This is a genomic window from Fimbriimonas sp. LA-C6, from assembly GCF_055398105.1.
The window spans coordinates 66,237-86,287 of the sequence record NZ_AP038796.1; the positions used below are offsets into that span (position 1 = coordinate 66,237).

At 52.4% G+C, this 20,051-nt stretch carries 22 protein-coding genes; 14 read left to right on the forward strand and 8 right to left on the reverse strand.

What is annotated here, in order from left to right:
- Positions 1–48 precede the first annotated feature (48 nt).
- From ACZ51B_RS00295 to ACZ51B_RS00310, 4 genes are all read left to right on the forward strand, one after another.
- Positions 49–1,302, forward strand: a complete 1,254-nt coding sequence (locus ACZ51B_RS00295; RefSeq protein ID WP_464295236.1) for an acyltransferase — start codon at positions 49–51, stop codon at positions 1,300–1,302.
- Positions 1,303–1,453: 151 nt separating this feature from the next.
- Positions 1,454–2,785: a signal recognition particle protein gene (gene ffh / locus ACZ51B_RS00300; RefSeq protein WP_464295237.1), complete on the forward strand. Its 1,332-nt coding sequence runs from the start codon at positions 1,454–1,456 to the stop codon at positions 2,783–2,785.
- A gap of 21 nt (positions 2,786–2,806) precedes the next feature.
- On the forward strand, positions 2,807–3,151 hold the full coding sequence (gene rpsP, locus ACZ51B_RS00305) for a 30S ribosomal protein S16 (protein WP_464295238.1): 345 nt from the start codon (positions 2,807–2,809) through the stop codon (positions 3,149–3,151).
- Between the two features lie 5 nt (positions 3,152–3,156).
- Positions 3,157–3,396 (forward strand): KH domain-containing protein, encoded by a 240-nt coding sequence (locus tag ACZ51B_RS00310; protein WP_464295239.1) that lies wholly within the window; start codon positions 3,157–3,159, stop codon positions 3,394–3,396.
- Positions 3,397–3,430: 34 nt separating this feature from the next.
- On the opposite strand, the gene ACZ51B_RS00315 is transcribed toward ACZ51B_RS00310, so the two are convergent.
- Entirely contained in the window at positions 3,431–4,972 is a 1,542-nt protein-coding gene (locus ACZ51B_RS00315) for a S8 family serine peptidase (protein WP_464295240.1), read from the reverse strand.
- A 64-nt stretch (positions 4,973–5,036) separates the two neighbouring features.
- On the opposite strand from ACZ51B_RS00315, the gene rimM reads away from it, so the two are divergent.
- Positions 5,037–5,552: a ribosome maturation factor RimM gene (gene rimM / locus ACZ51B_RS00320; RefSeq protein WP_464295241.1), complete on the forward strand. Its 516-nt coding sequence runs from the start codon at positions 5,037–5,039 to the stop codon at positions 5,550–5,552.
- A gap of 1 nt (position 5,553) precedes the next feature.
- Here the strand turns inward: rimM and ACZ51B_RS00325 are convergent, their stop codons facing one another.
- Complete coding sequence (locus ACZ51B_RS00325; protein ID WP_464295242.1) at positions 5,554–6,135, reverse strand: HD-GYP domain-containing protein; 582 nt, start codon at positions 6,133–6,135, stop codon at positions 5,554–5,556.
- 168 nt (positions 6,136–6,303) lie between these two features.
- Here ACZ51B_RS00325 and ACZ51B_RS00330 point away from each other — a divergent pair, with 168 nt between their 5' ends.
- The 3 genes from ACZ51B_RS00330 to ACZ51B_RS00340 all read left to right on the forward strand — a co-directional run bounded on the left by ACZ51B_RS00330 (position 6,304) and on the right by ACZ51B_RS00340 (position 7,536).
- Positions 6,304–6,966, forward strand: coding sequence for a hypothetical protein (locus ACZ51B_RS00330; RefSeq protein WP_464295243.1), 663 nt, complete (start codon positions 6,304–6,306; stop codon positions 6,964–6,966).
- A 69-nt stretch (positions 6,967–7,035) separates the two neighbouring features.
- On the forward strand, positions 7,036–7,206 hold the full coding sequence (locus ACZ51B_RS00335) for a Sec-independent protein translocase subunit TatA/TatB (RefSeq protein ID WP_464295244.1): 171 nt from the start codon (positions 7,036–7,038) through the stop codon (positions 7,204–7,206).
- Positions 7,207–7,263: 57 nt separating this feature from the next.
- A complete protein-coding gene (locus ACZ51B_RS00340) occupies positions 7,264–7,536 on the forward strand; it encodes a Sec-independent protein translocase subunit TatA/TatB (RefSeq protein ID WP_464295245.1) in 273 nt (90 codons plus the stop codon).
- Between the two features lie 70 nt (positions 7,537–7,606).
- Here the strand turns inward: ACZ51B_RS00340 and ACZ51B_RS00345 are convergent, their stop codons facing one another.
- Positions 7,607–8,470 (reverse strand): hypothetical protein, encoded by an 864-nt coding sequence (locus ACZ51B_RS00345; RefSeq protein ID WP_464295246.1) that lies wholly within the window; start codon positions 8,468–8,470, stop codon positions 7,607–7,609.
- Between the two features lie 77 nt (positions 8,471–8,547).
- Here ACZ51B_RS00345 and ACZ51B_RS00350 point away from each other — a divergent pair, with 77 nt between their 5' ends.
- A complete protein-coding gene (locus ACZ51B_RS00350; protein WP_464295247.1) occupies positions 8,548–9,573 on the forward strand; it encodes a CapA family protein in 1,026 nt (341 codons plus the stop codon).
- On the opposite strand, the gene ACZ51B_RS00355 is transcribed toward ACZ51B_RS00350, so the two are convergent.
- Positions 9,570–10,580 (reverse strand): Gfo/Idh/MocA family protein, encoded by a 1,011-nt coding sequence (locus tag ACZ51B_RS00355; RefSeq protein WP_464295248.1) that lies wholly within the window; start codon positions 10,578–10,580, stop codon positions 9,570–9,572. The genes ACZ51B_RS00350 and ACZ51B_RS00355 overlap by 4 nt on opposite strands.
- A gap of 50 nt (positions 10,581–10,630) precedes the next feature.
- Here ACZ51B_RS00355 and ACZ51B_RS00360 point away from each other — a divergent pair, with 50 nt between their 5' ends.
- The gene (locus ACZ51B_RS00360) at positions 10,631–11,674 is read left to right on the forward strand and encodes a threonine aldolase family protein (RefSeq protein ID WP_464295249.1); all 1,044 of its coding nucleotides are present in this window, start codon (positions 10,631–10,633) and stop codon (positions 11,672–11,674) included.
- On the opposite strand, the gene ACZ51B_RS00365 is transcribed toward ACZ51B_RS00360, so the two are convergent.
- Both ACZ51B_RS00365 and ACZ51B_RS00370 read right to left on the reverse strand, forming a co-directional pair.
- Positions 11,663–12,427 (reverse strand): ribonuclease H-like domain-containing protein, encoded by a 765-nt coding sequence (locus ACZ51B_RS00365; protein WP_464295250.1) that lies wholly within the window; start codon positions 12,425–12,427, stop codon positions 11,663–11,665. The two genes, ACZ51B_RS00360 and ACZ51B_RS00365, sit on opposite strands and share 12 nt — an antisense overlap.
- A gap of 4 nt (positions 12,428–12,431) precedes the next feature.
- On the reverse strand, positions 12,432–13,001 hold the full coding sequence (locus tag ACZ51B_RS00370; protein WP_464295251.1) for a hypothetical protein: 570 nt from the start codon (positions 12,999–13,001) through the stop codon (positions 12,432–12,434).
- 115 nt (positions 13,002–13,116) lie between these two features.
- On the opposite strand from ACZ51B_RS00370, the gene ACZ51B_RS00375 reads away from it, so the two are divergent.
- Genes ACZ51B_RS00375 through pyrE form a run of 4 tightly spaced genes read left to right on the forward strand, consistent with a single transcriptional unit; the run spans position 13,117 to position 16,862 of the window.
- Entirely contained in the window at positions 13,117–13,506 is a 390-nt protein-coding gene (locus ACZ51B_RS00375) for a cytochrome c maturation protein CcmE domain-containing protein (protein ID WP_464295252.1), read from the forward strand.
- Positions 13,507–13,517: 11 nt separating this feature from the next.
- A complete protein-coding gene (locus ACZ51B_RS00380) occupies positions 13,518–15,953 on the forward strand; it encodes a cytochrome c-type biogenesis CcmF C-terminal domain-containing protein (RefSeq protein ID WP_464295253.1) in 2,436 nt (811 codons plus the stop codon).
- On the forward strand, positions 15,931–16,293 hold the full coding sequence (locus ACZ51B_RS00385; protein WP_464295254.1) for an aspartate 1-decarboxylase: 363 nt from the start codon (positions 15,931–15,933) through the stop codon (positions 16,291–16,293). Before ACZ51B_RS00380 ends, ACZ51B_RS00385 begins: the two co-directional genes overlap by 23 nt.
- 2 nt (positions 16,294–16,295) lie before the next feature.
- Entirely contained in the window at positions 16,296–16,862 is a 567-nt protein-coding gene (gene pyrE, locus ACZ51B_RS00390) for an orotate phosphoribosyltransferase (RefSeq protein ID WP_464295255.1), read from the forward strand.
- A 4-nt stretch (positions 16,863–16,866) separates the two neighbouring features.
- On the opposite strand, the gene ACZ51B_RS00395 is transcribed toward pyrE, so the two are convergent.
- Together ACZ51B_RS00395 and ACZ51B_RS00400 are read right to left on the reverse strand one after the other, a co-directional pair.
- Positions 16,867–18,111, reverse strand: a complete 1,245-nt coding sequence (locus ACZ51B_RS00395) for a clostripain-related cysteine peptidase (protein WP_464295256.1) — start codon at positions 18,109–18,111, stop codon at positions 16,867–16,869.
- Between the two features lie 617 nt (positions 18,112–18,728).
- Positions 18,729–20,042: a clostripain-related cysteine peptidase gene (locus ACZ51B_RS00400; RefSeq protein WP_464295257.1), complete on the reverse strand. Its 1,314-nt coding sequence runs from the start codon at positions 20,040–20,042 to the stop codon at positions 18,729–18,731.
- Positions 20,043–20,051 lie beyond the last annotated feature (9 nt).

Here is a 20,051-nt window from a genome sequence, read left to right on the forward strand (position 1 = left end):
TACCCCCAAAAGAGAATCCAAAAGCACCCTTCGAACGTTGATTCCTGTGTGAGTGAAGTTGCGCAGGTTACAGAGGTAAAGCGGGATCAAAAACCTGCGCGCGATGCCCGTTTCGACATAGCCAAAGGAATCGGAACCCTCGTAGTCATCGGCCACCACTCAAGTGGCCAATCAAGCCGGCTCTTCTGCGAGAAATTCTCCCAAACCTGGTGGGCACTCACCCTCATCAACCGCATTCTCACCTTCAGCGTCCCACTCTTTCTCTTCATAAGCGCAATCTTATGGACCCGGAGCCAGGTCAAACGCGATACCTGGAAGGGATACGGTCTCCGACGCCTAGGCGGAATTCTCTGGCCCTATGTTGTCTGGACCTTCGTGTTCTGGGAGTTCACATACCTCAACAACAAGAAGCCGACATTCTGGACCAACTACGGAAATCGCCTTCAGGAACTCCTCTGGGGCAAAGCCAGCTACCACATCTATTTCATGGTGGTACTGTTCCAACTTGCGCTGTTCTTCCCTTTGCTGTACTTGCTAGTAAAGAAGGTCAAAGTCCCCTTCATCGCAGCCCTCACAGTCGGAATCGCGGCCCAATTCTTAGTGTTTCGCCTCAACAAAGCCTACTGGCTGTTGCCCTACCCTGCCTCAACAATCCTCTGGTATGTCGATATCGTCATGATCGGCGTGTGGCTCGGCTTCAACTGGGACCAGTTCGATAGGCTGGTGAAGCTCTACTGGATCCCCATGGTCGCGGTAGCGCTTCCCTCCTTCTACTTCTTCTACGATCAAGAACTCATCGGAATAAGTCCAAAAGGTTCAAACGGGATGAGTAGCATCATCTCCAACGGCTCCGCAGTCTTCTACTGTTTGGCCGTGGCATTCCTGATCATCGCAGGTGCCAAGTACATCAAGGGCCACGTAGCGACCGGATTAGAAAGACTGGGCACCACTTCCCTTCAGGTCTATCTCATCCACCCGCTTCTCATGCGGATCATGGAAAAGCCAAAGATCCTGGCAGTTCTACAAAAGGCCCCCTTAGCGCCGGTGACCATGTTTGTAGGCATCACCGCTGTGACCTACGGAATCGTCATGCTCCTAAGGCTGACCCGCCTAGAAGTTCCCCTCTTCGGCCCCGCCGTCTTAGGAGGCCAACCGAGTCGACGCCCGCTCAATACGTCTGTCGAGCTCACAAAGGGCGGTGTCACACCGGTGGATGACCTTACTACAGTCCAAACTGTCGAGACTCCACTTCCGCTTTCGGAGGAAGGCATAGGCGACGACAGCGGTTCCAGCGACGATTAGGCTGGTGGCAACAACTACGCCAGATTTCAGTTCTTTGTTGGATTCGGACATGGGTCTTTCCTTATATTGACGACAAATTTCCTGTTTTCGTCGAAGTCTCTAGGGCTTGTTTAATATGTTGGCAAGACTCGCGTGTACACTAGGGTAGTTCATGCTTGACAGCCTAACTCGGCGCTTAAGCGGCATCTTGGCCAATGTACGCCGCAAGGGCCGTCTCACAGAAGATGACGTTAACGATATGCTTCGCGAAATCCGCGTGGCCCTCCTTGAAGCAGACGTTAACTTCAAAGTAGCAAAAGACTTCATTGCTCGTGTTAAAACACAGGCAGTCGGCGAAGAAGTTTACGGCTCCTTAACAGCGGATCAAACAATCGTCAAGATTGTCCGCGACGAACTCACCGAAATCCTCGGAACAGAGGCCCAGAAGTTCAACTTCGGCTCTCAACCTCCCGCCGTCATCCTGATGTGCGGTCTCCAAGGCTCCGGTAAAACCACCACCACAGCCAAGTTAGCCAAATGGTTGGTCGCCCAAGGCAAAAAGCCGATGCTCGCAGCCTGCGACATCCAGCGCCCCGCTGCCATCAAGCAGCTGGAAGTCCTAGGTGAAAGCCTCGAAGTAGAAGTCTTCAGCAAACACGACGGCACAGGTCCAGTCGAAATCGCCCGCCAGGCGCTCGCCCGATGCCGGCACATGATGTACGACGTGCTGATCGTCGACACAGCCGGTCGATTGCAATTGGACGACGACCTCATGGAAGAGCTGAAGTTCATCTATGAAGCAGTCACCCCAACTGAAACCTTCCTGGTCCTTGACTCAACAACAGGTCAGGAAGCCGTCAACGTAGCTGAAGCATTCCACATACAGGTTCCCCTCACAGGTGCAATCTTCACCAAGCTCGATGGAGACACCCGCGGCGGAGCCATCCTCAGCGTCCGCGCAGCCACCGGAGTTCCCGTCCGCTTCATCGGCGTCGGCGAACAGGTTGACGCCCTCGACACCTTCCACCCAGACCGCATGGCCCAGCGCATCATCGGCATGGGCGACATCATGGGCATCATCGAGAAAGCAGAACAAGCTTTCACCCAGGAAGATGTAGAAGGTCTCGAAGGAAAGCTCAAATCCGGCAACTTCGACTTCAATGACATGCTCGGGCAGTTCAAAACCATGCGAAAGATGGGCCCGATGAAAAATGTCATGAAAATGATCCCAGGCCTCTCCAACGCGATCCCCGAAGAGGCCTTCGACAAGATAAATGACAAGGATGTCAACAGAATTGAAGCAATCATTCTGTCGATGACACCAAAAGAGCGTTCATTTCCGGATATAATCAACGGTTCGCGAAGAAAACGTATCGCTGCAGGTTCTGGATGCTCTGTCGAAGAGGTCAATCACCTGATCAAACAGCTATACGAAATGCGCCGAGCCATGAAGCAGCTTTCTAAGATGCAAGGCAAGTTCGGCAAATTTGGAAAACGACGCTAAAAGGAAGTATAAGGAAACTAGATGGTAAAGATCCGACTAATGAGAATCGGCACAAAGGCTCGACCGTTCTACCGAGTGGTTGTAGCAGAAGCGACTTCTGGTCGCAATGGCGCGTTCGTAGAAATTATTGGAACGTACGACCCAACCAAGCAGCCGAAGCTCATTGAGATCAAGGAAGACCGAGCTCTTTTCTGGCTCCTGCAAGGCGCGCAGCCTACAGAGACAACAGCAATTCTGTTGAACAAGACAGGCGTTCTGCCAAAGTTCTTGGAGCAAAGACCAACTCAGAAGAAAGCTTACTCATTCCTCGATAAGCGCACTGCAGCAACCTCCGTTGCTTCAGCTGTTGACACAGCAAACGCATAAAACTCATGAGCTACAGTCGATTTGTTGAAACTCTCGTCAAGTCCGTCGTTGAGAACCCTTCTGCGATTGAAATCAATGAAGAGTGCGAAATGGGCGCGCGAACATTCCACATCCGCGTATCCCCTGAAGACGTTGGAAAGGTCATCGGCAAGAGTGGCCGAGTTGTTTCGGCAATTCGATGTGTCGTGAGCGCCGTCGCTTCCAAATCACGCGAGAAAGCCTACGTCAAGATCATCACTGATTAATTTCAAGATCTAACAAACCAAACGAGGTCAAGGATTACTCCTGACCTCGTTTTTTTGTATCTGTAGTAACCGGCACCACCAAACTCACGCCCGAAGTTGTCTGTCCTCGAAGAGTAAGTTTGACTTCGATGTTATATCGAGTTCTTCCTGCTTTGCAGCTGTAAGGAATGCTCAAACTCTTTCCATAAACCGGAGTATTGAGGCTCGAAGGCACAGTGAAGTCGCGAGACGACGACTTGATGCCAATAGAATAAGCCGTACCTGGCGTATAGCCTTTAAATGTCACGGTCACCGTCCCCTTACTGCCCGGCTTGATGGTCGCCGAATCAAAGCTGACCTTCTCAATAACCGGATACTGCGAAGCAACGGTCGTGTCTTGAATCGCCTTCATCACATTCACACGACCTGTCAACACTGTTCGTCCAATCACCACGTTCACTGGGTCCGTATTCTGTAAAACCCTCGCAAAGATCGTCTCGTTTGTCGCCGTAGGCTGATTCGCCCACAACATCGCCGCCTCCCCAGCGACAAATGGTGCGGCCATCGAAGTACCACTTGCCCACCCATAGTCCCCGCCCATGAGTGTCGAGAAAATCCCATCGCCCGGTGCAGCCACCTTCACCCAGGATCCGTATTCCGAAAACGTACTGAGCTGATCACCCTGATCTGAACTCGCAACCGAAATCACATGGTCAAATGCCGCCGGATAGAATGCTCTGGAACTAGAGTTATTCCCCGCCGCAGCCACCAGCACGCAACCCTTAGACCAAGCGTAGTTCACAGCCCGACGAAGCGTATCACTGTTCGAGTCGCTCCCAAAGCTCATGCTGATGATATTGGCGCCATGGTCAGCAGCCCAAACGATCGCCGTAGAGATCGTGCTGTTAGCGCCACGCCCATCATTGCCAAGAACCTTAATCGGCATGATCGTCACAGCGGGGTTAGCATTGGGAGAATAACCAGCCACACCTGCAACACCGATCCCATTATTCGCCTGAGCACCCACAATCCCAGCGCAGAACGTCCCATGCCCAAAGTCGTCAATAGGATCGATCTTTGGATTCACAAAGTTCTTTCCCAACACAGCTCCGTTGGATGAGGCAATCCCTTTAGCAAGATCTGGGTGCTTCAAATCAACCCCAGAATCAATCACAGCAACAATGATCTTGCCTAAAGGCCGAAACAACGCCCAAGCCTCCGGCACCTTGGCGAGCTGCGGTCCATACTGGGCCCCAACAAAATACTGGTCATTCACATTCACGACAGCGTTCGTATGGGTGCTGTGAAGAATCCAGTTAGGTTCCACCCATTGAACCCGTCGATCTGCCCGCAGCGCTGCCATACAAGCGCGAGGACTCATGATCGAAGGAACACTCACCTTCGCTATCCGAAGAGTGGGTTCATACGCCTGAACAAAGGCGTTTGTCTGAGCAGACCACGCCCGAACTGAGTTCTCACTAGGCGCATCAGCAAACCCAACAAGATATTCGCCAGGAACGGCGTCCTGAGCCATCGCAGCGGATACAGACAGGCAAAAACAACCGGCAAACGCCGCTAATAATGTTCTATTAAGCATGGTAGAGCACCTTCGAGACCAATGAGTGGAGTCTCAGGTGTTCCATTCCGCATAATCAATAGATATGCCCCGGCATCAATCACTGGAAGACAATCAGCAAGCACCCATCCGAGTTGGACAAATCGTAGGTGCGTTCGGGGTGCGCGGCCAAGTCAAGATCGATCCCACCACGGACTTCTTGCACCGCTTCGACAAAGGCGAGAAGCTCCTCCTAAAAGGCAACTGGGTGAAGATCGAGACATCCACAATCCACAAAGGCCGCCCAGTGGTAAAGCTCGAAGGTATCAACGACATGAGCGCCGCGGAAAAGCTCCAGTGGGAATATCTAGAAGCAGTCGGCGAGCCACAAATGGATGAGGATGAGTTCTTAGCTGACGACCTAGTTGGCCTTAAGGTCATCACCGTAGAAGGAGAAGAATTAGGAGAGGTAGAAGAGGTTCTCGATTACCCAGCCCACGAAGTACTTCAAGTCGGCGAGATCCTCATTCCCTTGATTAAAGAGTTCGTAAAGGACATCGACTTCGACACAGAAGTCATCCAAGTGAAGCTACTCTACGGCATGAAACCTGGCGAAGAGTAGCTTACAGTCCAACGGGTTGAATGATCGGCTGAACCTGAAGAAAGGCATCAACGACTTCAGGATCAAACTGGACGCCAGCCTTATCCTGAATCTCCTCAAGAGCACTAATCTCCGGCAACCCCTTGCACCATACAGGTGGGAGAGTAAGAGTATCAAACGTTTCGGCAACAGCAATGATTCGTGCTCCCAAAGGAATCGCATCCCCCTTCAGACCTTCCGGATAGCCCTGCCCATCCCAACGCTCATGGTGATGCCGAATGATCCGCGCTGTCTCAGCAAGGAAGTCGTAAGACTTAATGACCTCAAGAGCAAACTCCGCATGCAGCCGAAGCGCATTGATCTCCTCAATACTGAGCTGCCCAATCTTATTTAGAAGGTTTTTGTCAATCTGAACCTTCCCCACGTCATGCAACTGTGCCGCATAGCGCAAGACGTTCAAATCCTCGCCGTCAATTCCTAAAGCATCACCAGTCGCGACCGCATAAACAGCTACACGCTCCGCATGTGCTCGCTCACCTTCGCTATGACCATCAAGGTTTCTCAATAGCGCCCGGACGATTTCATTCTTTTCTTGTAACGTCACGATTCTATGCTCTCAAACAATTTGTCTCCACGACATACCCGTGTCGAGCTATGGTAGTCCATCCATAGGGATTCGCACAATAGCCACTCAATAGCAAGATCCCCGTGGGCCAAGCCTTTCGTCCCCAATTCAACATTCGTCGCCTTACCTGCTGTACAATCAGCGTTAATGGAAACTCCTCCAACTTATGGTATGGCTCCCAAGAAGAGCAAAACCGGACTGATTATTGGAATTGTTGTTGGCGTGGTAGCCGTTTGTTGCGTAGTCCCTGTAGTAGGCATGCTAGTGTTCTTTAAGAATGCCATGCCAGGCGCATTTGGAATGGTTGCCTGCGGTTGGAGTGCGGAAGATTCGCGAGACGGTTTGCTGCAGTACGCCAAAGAACATGGCGGCAAACTCCCTGCGGCAGACAAGTGGCAAGACTCCATCCAAGGTTACGTAAAGGCGATATCCGCCACTCGCAAAAAAGGGGATGCCAAGCAAGTTAAGCTCTCGGACGGTTCAGGAGACTTCTGCGACTATACGGCTAAAACTTCGCTGGCATATAACACCGACGTAGCCGGAAAGAAGCTTGTGGACCTTCAAAATAAGGGCTTGGTGGTTCTTTTCGAGACACCTGGACTTGGGCGAAACAAGGCCGAGAAATTCAAAGAGCTTGATGCTAAAACAGCACCTAAGCTCATGGCAAACATTCCTCGAGGTTGGATTGAACAGCCCCTGGAAGGCCTTGCCTACGCACGCAACGCTCAGGGCGGGCGCCAGTCGATCCCGCGTGATGGAAAGAACGCCGGAGCAAGCGTCAGCATCAATACCGAGCAGTCCAAAGACTAAGGTTGTTTTACTTCTGAAGGCGGAAAGTGGCACAATTTGTGTACCGCCTTCGTATTGAGAAATAATGCCATGTTGAACACACTATCTATGATCGGCCCTGAAACCATGATCATCGCGCTCGTGGCGATCCTTTTGCTGTTTGGAGGATCCAAAATCCCCGAGCTGATGAGAGGCGTCGGCCAAGGCGTGAGTGAGTTCAAAAAGGGCGTCTCAGAAACGAAAGACAGTAACGCTAGCTGACATTCACGAGTTTCTGTCTTCGGGCAGCTCAGTTAAGGTAGCTTAGGATATACAGTCATGTTAAACACTCTAGCTTGGATCGGCCCAGAAACCATGATGATCGTCTTGGTTGCGGTGCTCGTGTTGTTCGGCGGCAAAAAGATTCCTGAGTTGATGCGTGGCATCGGTCAGGGAGTCGGAGAGCTCAAACGAGGAATGGAAGATACGACTCGTCAGATCAATGATTCCATCCATCACGAGCCAACCGTCGTGAAGAAGGACCAAGAGCCAGTTGCAACTCCGGCCGTAGCTCCAACAACCACGCCAACGCCACCCAGTCAAAACAACTGAGAGAATCTGTCTCAATAAAAAGAGCCCTAGCATCTCTGATGCTAGGGCTCTTTTTATTGACTGGTATTCCTCACTGGAGAGTAAGAACAGTCGATATGGTCCCGGAGGTATCTAAACTCATTCCCATATCTTTCATCTCGATGGTTGTCTTCGTTTTACCTTTGGTAGTCATCGCCACGGTCTTTCCAGTCGCTTTATCCACGAGGCCCTCCGCAGACACCTCTGTTCGAGCTTTAATCGTCATGGCCATACCGGTCGACACATTCGTGCCTCTGGGGTTCTTCTCAGCTCCAAGCGCGGACGTGTCGAACTTAGACTTCATGGTTCCATTGATCGAAACAATCCAAACGTCCTTTCCATGGTCCTGCTTTTCGCCAACCAACTTAGCAGTTAGAGTCTGGTCGTCTTTATCGGTGAACATTCCCTTGGGCACAAGAATAGACCAAGTGTCCCCAATTTTGACCGCTTGCTTTGGAAAAGACACAAACATAGTCGCATGCGATTCCGCTTGGCCAGCTCCCATCAGCATCCCTAGTCCGCCTTCCATCTTAGGAACCTCCAGCGACATGGTCCCAAGGCTGTCCATCTTGCCCTTCATCACGATCTGGCGCTCATCTGGAGTCGGGATCTCACCAGGACCAGGCCCCTCCATGCTGAACTTATCCATGGTGGTTTTGGACTCAATTTCTGCGACGTCCTTTTCTGGGTCAACCTTCAGGATCTTGATTGCATAAGTAGACACAGTGGACATATTCATGTCCTGCTCACCCATTCCATTCGGCATGGTAACGGTCTGCTTGATCGTGCTCGTAATCTTGTAGGTATCCGTCGTATTTGCCTCAAGCTTTCTGCGGAGAGTCACCGACTCTTGCGCCGCCATGGCAACACTTACCAGCGCCATACCGCTTAAAACAAACGCCTTTGTCATTTTCATTGAATGAATCCTTATCGGGCACACATGTTGACCAGCGATTTTTATTCGCAATATCAACTACGGTTGATTGTGGTCGGATGCTACATGTAACTTTCAATCGTCCTAGGACTGTGTTGGTAATTTTGGGCATTATTGCCTTTCAATCGAAATCAATCACCATCATCTTAGGCGGCGATATTATGCTGAACGGCGTACCTGTGGGCCGAAAGCCCCTCCACGCTGTCTCACCAATCTTTAAGCAGGCTGATGTTTCACTCGCTAACCTAGAGGTCCCGCTCACCAACGCCAAGACGGCAACCACGCGTAAAACGGCGCAGGAACTGAAAAAGCGCTCCCAATTCATTCTCAAAGCCGATCCAAAGCACATCGACGCAATCGCGCAGTCCGGACTAAAAATGGTGAGCCTTGGCAACAACCACGCCATGGACTACGGCAAACAAGGAATTGCTCAGGAAACGACCGCTCTCAACAAGGCAGGCATACTGTTCGCCGGAGCCGGACAAAACGCAAGAGAAGCCTACCAAATGGCTCTATGCAAGACTCCCCAAGGTGTTCGCGTCGGCCTTATATCGGCACTCGCATTTATGAGCCCAGCTGCACTAAGAAAGTGCACCCCAAGCAACGACCATGGTGCAGGGGTTGCAGTCATGAGCTTCGGGGGGAACATCGACGAGAAAGCAAAGGCCAAGCTCGAAAGTTGGATAGGCAACGCAAGATCCAAATGCGATTTCCTCATCGTCGCTTTTCACTGGGGAGTCGAGCGAAAAACGGCCCCTAATTCATATCAAAAGGCCCTAGGAAGGGCTGCGGTAGATGCAGGAGCGGATCTCGTTTGGGGGCACCACCCACACGTGCTTCAAGGCATGGAACTCTACAACGACGTTCCCATCTTTTACAGCATGGGCAATCTAGTAAGCCCAATGGGCGGAGAAACGGCTCTTGCAGTAATCAAGGTCAAGGATCGGCACGTCAAATCCATCGCCTTCGAACCACTTCGGATTCAATCAGGGCGTGTGACTCCCATCAACGGAAAAGACAGAGATGCAGCGCTCAAGCGAATATCAGGTCTGTCCAAACTGATCAAGGCTAAGAAAGAATCTTAGAGAATCTCGGAAATCTTAACGCGCCTTCCCTGCCGACTCGACTCGATCGCCGCAAACACCATCGCAAGGCTCTTGATGTTATCGTGACACTCGCCTTGCGGTGTTGCTCCAGTTTGCAAGGCGTAGAGAAATTCATTCAGCGAGCCCCGAATTCCAGTAGCCATGTCCGCTTTAGACTGGCTAACCCTCTCAACCTCAGACATAAACCCACCGGTCGCCACCACAAGGTCGGCATAAGGATCGCCATTCTTTTCCCAAATAGCACTTCCCTTCGCTCCCACAGCCCGCCAGTCGCCATCCCATGAGGTCGATAGCCCTTCAGCACACCAACTCCCTCGATACGTGAACCTCAATCCATTCGACATCTCGAAGATCGCTGTCGCACAAGCATCTCCCTCGTACCAAGACCAACCCGGGTTGAACTCATCTGCATAAACCGACACAGGATCAGCACCCGAGAGCTTTCTAGCTTCATCAAAGGTGTGAATTGCCATATCCAACACCAACGGACTAGGCATCTCATCCCGAAATCCTCCGAAATGCGCGCCAATGTAGAAGTCCGCATTAAGAATCCCCAGGTCACCAAGCCTGCACCGAATCAGATCCTGAAACGCAACCAGCCCCGAATCATAACGCCGGCTCTGCGAGACCATGTACAACTTCCCTGCCGTCTCAGAAGCTTCCACCATCTGCCTCGCCTGATCCATGCTGGCCGCCATCGGCTTCTCCCCAAGCACAGGAATGCCCGCCTTCAGGGCCATGAGGGTTACTTCGTGATGAACCTCCGGCGGGGTAACGTCCACCACGAAATCTGGATGCACCGCCTGCATCGCCTCAGCTTGAGATGTGCCCGCATAGTCCAATCGAATCTCCTTGCTCTGGGCCGCTTCTGCCGCAACACCCTCTCGCACATCAACCCACCCGACCAGTTCAACTTGGTCCGACGACGTCAGATTGTCCGCCCATGCTCGACCCATTCCACCAGCGCCAACAAGCAATGCTCTCATGAACACTCTGTTTACCTCCGAAACAAACCCAAAAGTGGTTAACTATTCGGGTGAGCGCCCCTAACCCTCAGGCCGACTTAGTCGATCTTCGCAGTGACACCGTGACTCGTCCTTCCCCCGAGATGTACGAGGCCATGATGAACGCGCCGCTGGGCGACGATGTACTAGGCGACGACCCAACCGTCATCCAGCTTGAGCAACTTGCTGCGAACATGGTGGGGATGGAGCAAGCACTCTTCGTCCCAAGCGGGACAATGGGCAACCAGATCGCACTGGCAACCCACTGCCAGCCAGGCGACGCCATCATCATCGAAGAAGAAGCCCACATCCTCTACTATGAAGTAGGGGCCTCCGCGGTCATTGCAGGCGTCGTAAGCTGGACACTGCCCTCAGAGCGAGGAGCCATGGACCCCGACTCCATCGAGAAGCGAATCCTCAAAGCAAACCTGCACAACCCAGGCACTCGCCTCATCTGTCTAGAAAACACCCACAATCGCGGCGGCGGTGCAATTCTTCCTCTGGAAAAGATGGCCGCCTATCGACAGGTTGCAGATCGTCACAGCCTTAAAGTCCACTTGGATGGTGCCCGCGTGTTCAACGCCTCAGTAGGGTTGGGAGTCGATATCAAAGAGATCACCTCCAAAGTAGACACTGTGAGCATCTGCCTCAGCAAGGGCCTGCGATCTCCCATCGGTTCCCTCCTCTGCGGTCCAAAAGACTTTATCGACCAAGCAAGGATTTGGAGAAAGCGACTTGGAGGCGGGATGAGACAAGCAGGAATCCTAGCCGCCTGCGGCATCGTCAGCCTTACCAAAATGGTCGGAAGACTTGAGGAAGACCATGCAAGAGCCATGTATCTTGGAACCCAGATCTCCGATCTTCCCGGACTAAGCGTGGACCTCACATCGATCGAAACCAACATGGTCATGGTCAACACGGATCGCCCCGCAACAGAATGGCAGGCCAAACTCACTGAGCTCAGTGTTCACTGCTTCCCAGTCGCCAGCAATCGTCTACGCCTGGTGTTTCATGCAGATGTAGACGATGCTAAGGCCGAACGTGCAATCGAGGCTTTTCGAAAGCTAGCTAGGTGAAGCCGCTCGGTTCAAAGTTGCCTCTCGAAGGTGCTTGTACGCATACTCGGCAAGCACCTCCAAGTTCACAACATCCTCGCGGTTATACGCAATCAGCGTCTCGAGGGCGCTGTCATCGCCTAACGTGGTGTACCGCTTCCAAAGCCGGATGGCATCCAGCCCATTCAAACCGTCAGTATCGTCTCCACGCTGAAGCCCCAACTGCTTCTCGATCTTCTTGAGACCACCTCGGATATCTATCCTCCGCAAAGTGGGACATAGGTCGATGTGAATCTGATCAAACATCAACCCTTTGAAACACTTCTGAAGCATCGGAAGGTCAAAACTCCCTCCAAAGAAAGTCACGATCATCGAATAGTGAGAAATGATGTCGGGGAAATTCCCAAGATCAATCCCCTTCACAAGGCACTGGAAATCTTTCCCATCATAGAGCCCAATGGTCGTAACCGATGAACCCGATTGTCCACCATCGGTCTCAATGTCCAAGTAGACGCAAGAGTGCCGAAACTCCGGAAACGCCCGCCATGCCTCTCGCATGCCCAATCGGTTTCGGAAAAACTGATGCTCCCCATTCTCCAGGGCTTTCACCGAGTTAGTGAGTGTCGTCTTCACGACTTGAGGAGATGCCGCCCCAAAGCTGTACTTCTTCAGGCCACCAAGAAGGTCATTCCAATGGTTACAACCCTGCTCCCATAGGGCTCGCTCAGAGTCGAGCCCTATTCCGGGAACATGAACAAAGGTTTGTTCGAGCAACGAATTAGCTCTTTCCGATGTCTTTTACTTTGCCCTTGATTCCGCCATCGTTCTGCTGTGGATTTAGCGGATTAGGTGGAAGAGGCGTCTGCATGCTGCCAGTTCCCCAGGGCCGATGCTTCGGCTGGCTCTTAAACCAGAACTCACCCGTATCAAGGTTCTTGTCAAACTCACCAGTCAAACGGATAATTCCAGAACCGGTATAGGTGCCGGTCAAGTCTTTCCCAAAGAACTGGATAGCTTTGAAAAATCCATCGACCGTCAGCTTGCCCTTTCCGAAGTAAACCTTCTTGTGGTGAACCTTGTCTTCGTACTCCAAGCGAACTCCAGGACCAGCGGTAACCGTTCCATCAAGGTCACCCACCAAAACCGTGCCTCGGAATGAAATCTCGACATGACCTCGAGCTTTTTCCTTTCCGTTGTCCAAAATCTTGAAGCTGCCTACATTGGTCTTCATGTACAGAACGTCGTCACCAGGCCGAACCGGAAGACCGTTGTTCTTCCCTTCTGCAAGGGCAGTAGGAGTACCTAGGGCAAGCAGTAACCCCATCCCACACAATGTCAAGGATTTCATACGAAGCATCATGGCAAGTTTATCCAATAACAACACTGTAAACCATTCAGTTCCTGCATGAATCCCGCTGAATATGCGTAGTTAACATTGAAGTGCTGGTACCTTGATGAGTGAGATGAAAATTAGTGGCGCGAACAAAGGCCCGATCATCACAGCGGTCATTTCTGTCTTGGCAATGTCTGCGGTCGGCTATTCGTTCATGAACGGTGCATCCAAGTACGTCACCGTTACGGAAGCTAAGCACTCTTCCGATGACAGACTTCACTTGGCTGGAGCAGTCATCCAAGAGTCGGTGCAGCTTGACAATGCATCGCACCATCTCCTGTTCAAGCTGAAAGACTCCGAAGGAACGGTCGTGAATGTGGTTCACACCGGAGACATGCCTTCCGATCTCAGCAAGGCCAAAACTGTAGTCGCCATCGGTGGCATGAAGGGTGACGAGTTCGTGTCAAAACAGCTCCTCGTCAAGTGCCCGTCGAAGTACGATTCAGAATCGAAAAAGTAGGAATTCTCTAAGTGAACGATCTACCTCCTGGTTTAACGGAGGCTCAACCATGGTCTCTATGGGTTGGGCAGCTTGGCAAAGGCCTAGTCATTGCAGCAATCACCTTCATGGCTCTCTCGGGCATTCTGTGGATTCTCCAAAAGAGATATCCATCCACTGAGAAAGCAGCAAAACTCTCGTTTACCCTGGGAGGATTGTCCATCTTTGCTGTATTCGGCTGCCTGGTGAGCCTCTTCATCAAAGATCAGTTCCAATACGAGTACGTCGCCTCACACGGCGAACTAGCTACGGCCCTACAATACAAAATCTCGGGTCTGTGGTCAGCCCAACAAGGAAGCTTCCTCCTTTGGGCAATCATGAGCACCATCAGTGCATTCCTTGTCATGCGCGGAACTGGCGAATACCGTCGCTGGTTCACCGTGACAGTAGGCTTTTTCCTAGCATCTCTGATGCTCATCCTCACGTTTGAGAGTCCGTTCAACCTAATCAAAGACTCAACAATCCACGGAAAAACCTACATCCTCCCGGATGGCAATGGTCTCACACCGTCCCTCCAAAACTACTGGATGGTAATCCATCCCCCCACAATTTTCTTCGGCTTTGGAGCACTCACCGTCATCTTCGGCTATGCCGCAGCCGCCATTTTTACCGGCAACGTCAAAGACTGGGTCAAACAGGTCCGCCCCCTTGCCCTAGCGATCACAGGCGTGCTGGGGCTGGGCATCTCAATGGGCGGTCTTTGGGCATACGAAACACTCGGCTGGGGAGGCTTCTGGAGCTGGGACCCTGTTGAAAACGTCAGTTTCGTTCCATGGCTGATGCTTGTCGTGTTCGCGCATGGAGTTTTAGTCCAGTCCAGCAAGAACAAATGGATCTCCATCAACCTCGTCCTAGGCGCACTTCCGTTCCTGTCCTTCGTATACGGAACCTTCTTGACCCGTTCCGGCCTACTAGATAAGGTCAGCAACCACAGCTTCGCCACAATGGACGACAACTCAAGAATCATCCTAAAATGGGTTCTGATCGGTTTAGTCGTCGGCTACGGAGCCTTGTACGCCACCCGAGGTGTGAAGCTAGCAAAGGCAGCATCACCCGAACAGCCTGAGGAACCAGGCTACAGCCGAGAGTCCCTGCTCCGCACTTCCATGCTCCTACTGAGCCTCATGGCTGTGGTAATCGCCCTCGGAATGAGCTGGCCAGTGGTCGGAGCGATCAAGGACGGGCGAGGAAGTGCTGTTGAAGAGTGGCTGTACCATCAAGTTCTGACCTGGTTCTTCATTCCCCTCATTCTCCTCATGGCGGTGACGCCCTTCCTGAGCTGGAGAGCGATCGGTCTGAAGGAGCTTTGGACCAGAATCTTCTCAGTCGTCTGCGTAAGTATCGGCTTAACCGGATTCACACACATGGCCCTGATGTCGCCGTCCATTGGAGTCAATCCGAATGTCGGTGCCACAGTAGCCGGCCCATTCCACATAAAAGCCCCCCTGGTCTGGTGGATGCTTTTCCTCATCTTCCTCTGCATGTTCGCGGTAGTTTCAAACCTATGGCGCGCCATAGAACTCGGCAAGCGCAGCAAGATGGGAGTCGGTGGCTTCATAGCCCACATCGGCCTGGCAGTTCTCCTCGGCGGACTCTTTATCAGCCGTGGCTATGAGCGGGACGAAACCGGCGTCCTCCGCCCTGGTTCACCTAGCACGATCCTTGATTACAACCTCACCTACAAAGAGAGAACAGGCAAAAACCCTTACGACCGAGATAGCAAAGTCGTGATCGCCATGACCGGCCCGTCCGGCAAGACATTCGAGGCAAAGCCTGGTCTGTTCCTATACGGAAACTCTCAAAAGCCCGAGGCCTTCGTCTGGCCACACGTAGAGCGAGGACTCACCCATGATGTCTATGTCCACATGGCCGCACCCGACAACCGCGTAACCCTAGACCCGATGCGGCTCAAACCCGGGGACATCAAGACGATCGGTGAGAAGGACCCGATCACTCTCGAGTACCTGAAACCCGTCATGAAAGGCCCCCTCGGCCAGCCTGGCGCGCGTTTTGGTGCCCAAGTTCGTCTCACAGTGCAAGACGCTCATGGCGAGCCCAAGCAGTACCTCGCAACGCCAGAAATGGTGCTGAGCGAAACGGGCCTCGATCCAACGCTCCCGAAGATTGGTCCAGATTTCATGATAGCCATGGCAGGCGGCATGGACCCAGCCGACAAGAGCGTGGAACTGATGCTCCTGTTCGATCCACCGCTCTACCCCATCAAGCTGTTCTACAAGCCCCTCACCAGCCTCGTTTGGGTCGGAACAGGTATGCTTTTCGTCGGCGGATTGATGGCGGGCTACTCGCGCCGTCGTGTAACCGCAAAGAACCCCTCGGTGCGTGTCGGTAGCACCTCAACTCCCCCAGACAACCACACAAGCTCAGATGCGCCTGTCCCAGCTACTTAAATCCAAACTCCATCACGCTCACGTCACCTATGCCAACCCCGAATATGTGGGAAGCATCGAAATCGGACGTGAGCTCATGGAGCACGTGGGAATTCAGGATGGAGAGATGGTCCACATCTGGGCAGTCGACCACGATGCACGTATCCAAACATACGCATTCGCGGGTCCCAAGGGTGTCATTGGCTTAAACGGCGGAGCCGCAAGGTTCTTCAAAGACGGTGACAGACTGATCATCGCCGCCTTTGACCTCTCCGACGAGCCCATCATTCCCAAAGTCGTGCTCCTCAACGAACAGAACGAAATCGTTCGAGACATGACCCCATTCCACGTCTTAGGTTAAACATGGATCTACACGAGCTTCTAGAGTCCTCAGGCGCCATCCTGCGTGGCCACTTCCTTCTCTCGTCGGGCAGGCACTCCGACGTCTACTGGGAGAAGTTCCGCATCATCGAGCAACCACACGTCCTCAGCGCTCTCTGCGGCGAGATCGCACAGCACTTCCGAGACGCTGGCATCGAGTACGTAGCCGGCCCAACCACCGGTGGCATCATCATCGCCTTCGAAGTCGCACGACAAATGGGCCTCCCAGCCATCTATATTGAGAATGAAAATGGCGTCAAAACCCTCCGAAGAGGCCGCACAATTCCAGAGGGAGCCAAAGTGCTGATCGTCGACGACGTCCTAACCATGGGCACTTCCCTACTCGAAAGCCGAGTCGCCATAGAAAATGCAGGCGGTTCCGTACAAGCTTACGCAGTCCTCATCGACCGCTCGACACCAGACATCAATCTAGGTCTCCCCACTTACCACGCTTACAAAGTGGAAGCCGTATCTTACGCGCCAGACGAAGTGCCAGATTGGCTAGCGGAGATCCCCATCACCAAGCCCGGCACTCGCACCACAAAATAGTCCCTTAAGGCGCCTGGCTTAAAAAGAAGCTCCAGCCAGTCGCCTTATCCCACTGCAGAAGTGTATAGTCAGGCGAGTTCGCATTGTAGGCGGCCACGTTCGAGAAGTCAATCGACAAACCGTGGCTACCCGGAGAGTTCGTATTGTGTCCCTCCCACGCCACGGCATTCGCTAAAGCCTGCTGAACGGCGGTTGATGCTGCATGAATATCGGTCGCAGTAGTCTGAGCGTCAATACGCTGGCACACATCTACAAGATCGAGGTAGTACCGCAGGTTGGCCACCCGACTGTAGCCCTGCGCATTCGTTCGAACATCCTGAATAGTGTTAGTGAGCGTCCCAACATTCGCCAACAGAGCATTCTTGTACTGCTGCACTGCCGCAGCCAGAGCTGGCAACTGAGAAGTGTCTATCGAACTCTGGGTAATGTTCCGAGTCGTATACGTCGGTTCAGCCAACATCCCATCCACAAACGCTTTGGAGAGATTCCGAGTCGTGTCATCAGGATTAGCCACAAACTTTGCAAACACGCGCTGGTACGGATACCCTTCCCCAGGAGGACTCTCCTCACTGCCAACCACATAGTCCGTGTAGTCCTTCAGCTCATAAGCGTCCTCGGCCATCTGCATCAAACTCGCATCAAACGCAATGATGTCGAAATGGAATCCCTGAAATGCCTTAGAGAAGTCCCAAATATCGATGCCATTCTGAGTCGAGTTATCAACACTCACATCACGAGTCATCGTCTTCGGATCGAGGTTAACCGTAGAAAGACTTCGAAGACTCGGCGGTGTCTTTTGCCAACCATTCCCGTGGTTCCAGATCACCAACACATAGCGGTCAGCTGGTGAGTAAGTCTTTCCCCAGCTAATGAAGTCACGAAGGGTCTGATAACTCCCCATGTCCACACTCCGACCCATATCAGTAATCAGTTTGCTCTTGATCGCAGACGTGGAATCAGACTGAACCAAGTAGCGCCGAGTGCCCAAAAACGTCGGATTCGGACTCTTCCCCGCAATCAATTCCTGCTTCCACTGAACCACATACCGGACATCCGCAGAGTTCGCAACCGTCTCCAACTGATTCATGTTGAGAGGACTAAACTGGTCCAGATCGTTTGCCGCGTTCATGTAGACCAAAACAGTCCACTTAACCTTAGGCAAAGGAGTGATCACGACTGGGCCAGATCCGCCGCCACCGCAACCAAGGATCAGACCAAGAATCGCAACGCAAAGTAGTCGAAGTGACACAGCGAAGACAGAAACTCTAGGAAAAGGCATGTCACCGAGAGTTTATCTGTTCAATTTGATGGAAACACGTGCACTTGGTCAAATGATAGGCTTTCCACTCTTACTTTAGAGTGCTGCAATGCTGGATTCGACGTGGCACCGTTTGAACTTGCCACTCTTGTCATACTCAATTACGGCCAAACTCGTTGCGAATGTAAAATTCCTCAAAATCAGACTCGGAAGGACTATGTCAGTATTTTCTCCTCGAGGGAGGAGTTCATAGCCGCGTACTCTGAAGCAGTGTCTAACCTTTTCCTTGTCTGACTCGTAAAGCGAGCAGGATGACACATCATATGACAAGTTAGTCAATTCCCGAAGATCGTGAATTCGAGCTTCTGTCCAACCTATGTAAAGGAGTAGCGCTAGGCCAACGAGGGCTAGTACTACGCCTCTGCGATTTTGAATGGGTTTCATTTATTCTTTTGCGACGCCCCTGCAGAGAGTGCAAAAAGGGCTCCGCCTTCAACCACAGCGGTTATCGGAAACAGAAACGGTTGCAGAAGTCTCGTGATGAATCAACCCTGCAACCGTCCTCGCATTATTAAGTGTTCACTCCTCACGGAAGTGTTCACTCAGTTCTAAGGCGATTGAGCCAGCCAAGCTCCCCAGTTGGAGGCTGTCTGCCATTTCAGCAAGCTGTAATCCAGTTGCAAAGATCCTCCGCCCTGAATCGCACCTGTGAAGGTAGAAGAATCCGAGAAGTCGAGCGCAAGCCCGTGAGATCCCGGCCGCAAGGAGTTGTGGGCTTCCCAAACAACCGCAGACCCAATAGCCGCCCGCACGTTTTGTGAAGCCACAATCACATCAGGAAGGTTCGTCGCTGCCTCAAGCCGTGTGCAGAAATCAACAGGATCGTAATACATCCCGTTCGCGAGGTCAGCGAAAGCTTGTGAGTTGTTTCGGACGTTTGGCCATACCGTACTCAACTCAGCCTTATGGGAAGCCAACACCGTGCCAAACGTTTTCACGGCCGCAGCCACAGCATCCAACTTACTGGTATCAATGGTGCTCTGCTCAATCGGGTAACCCAGAGACGCCTTATAGCGCGGATCATTGACCATGGCAGTCCCAAAAGACTTACAGAGGTTGCTGGTGGAGTCCGACGGGTTGGCCACAAAAGCGGAGAAGACCGCATCGTAAGGATAACCAGGTCCAGGCGTATTCTCTTCACTTCCTACAAGGAAGTCCGCGTACGGCTTCAACTCATAGGCAACCTCAGCCATCTGCATCAGACAAGCATCGAAGCCAATCACATCGAGATGGAAACCCTGCAGCGCCGTGCTGAAGTCCCACACCTGCATAATCGTGCCATTCTCAGCGTCATAGCTGATGCTCCGCGTCTTTGGCTTCTGAAGAGACCGGCTCCGCCATCCAGAGCCGTGATCCCAAACGATCAACGCATATCGCTCCGAGGGAGAGAACTTCTTACCCCAGTCAATAAAGTCGTGCAAAGTCTGTGCACTTCCCATATCGACCCCGGTTCCCATGTCCTGAATAAGCTGACTCGCGAGTTGCGTGTTCGAAGAACTCGGTTGAATCAAATACCGTCGAGTACTCACGAACAAAGGCGCCGAAGTTGCACCCGAATAGCGCTGGATCGTCTCCTTCCACTGGACCACAAACCGAACGTCTTGCTGGTTGGCAATTTTCTGCATCTGGATAATATTCGGGAGGGCCTCATCCTGTAGGTCGTTCGCAGAGTTCAAGAACACAAGCACCGTCCATTTGTTCTTGGTATCCGTCCGAACCACATTCCCGGATGTCGATCCAGTACCGCTGCCCGTGCTGCTTCCGCCGCCACCCCCACCGCCGCAACCCATAGCGATTGCGGCTACAAGAACAATCGAAGCCTTGAGAAGTCTCTTTAAAGTGCTGGTCGGAGCGTTACCCATTGTTACCCT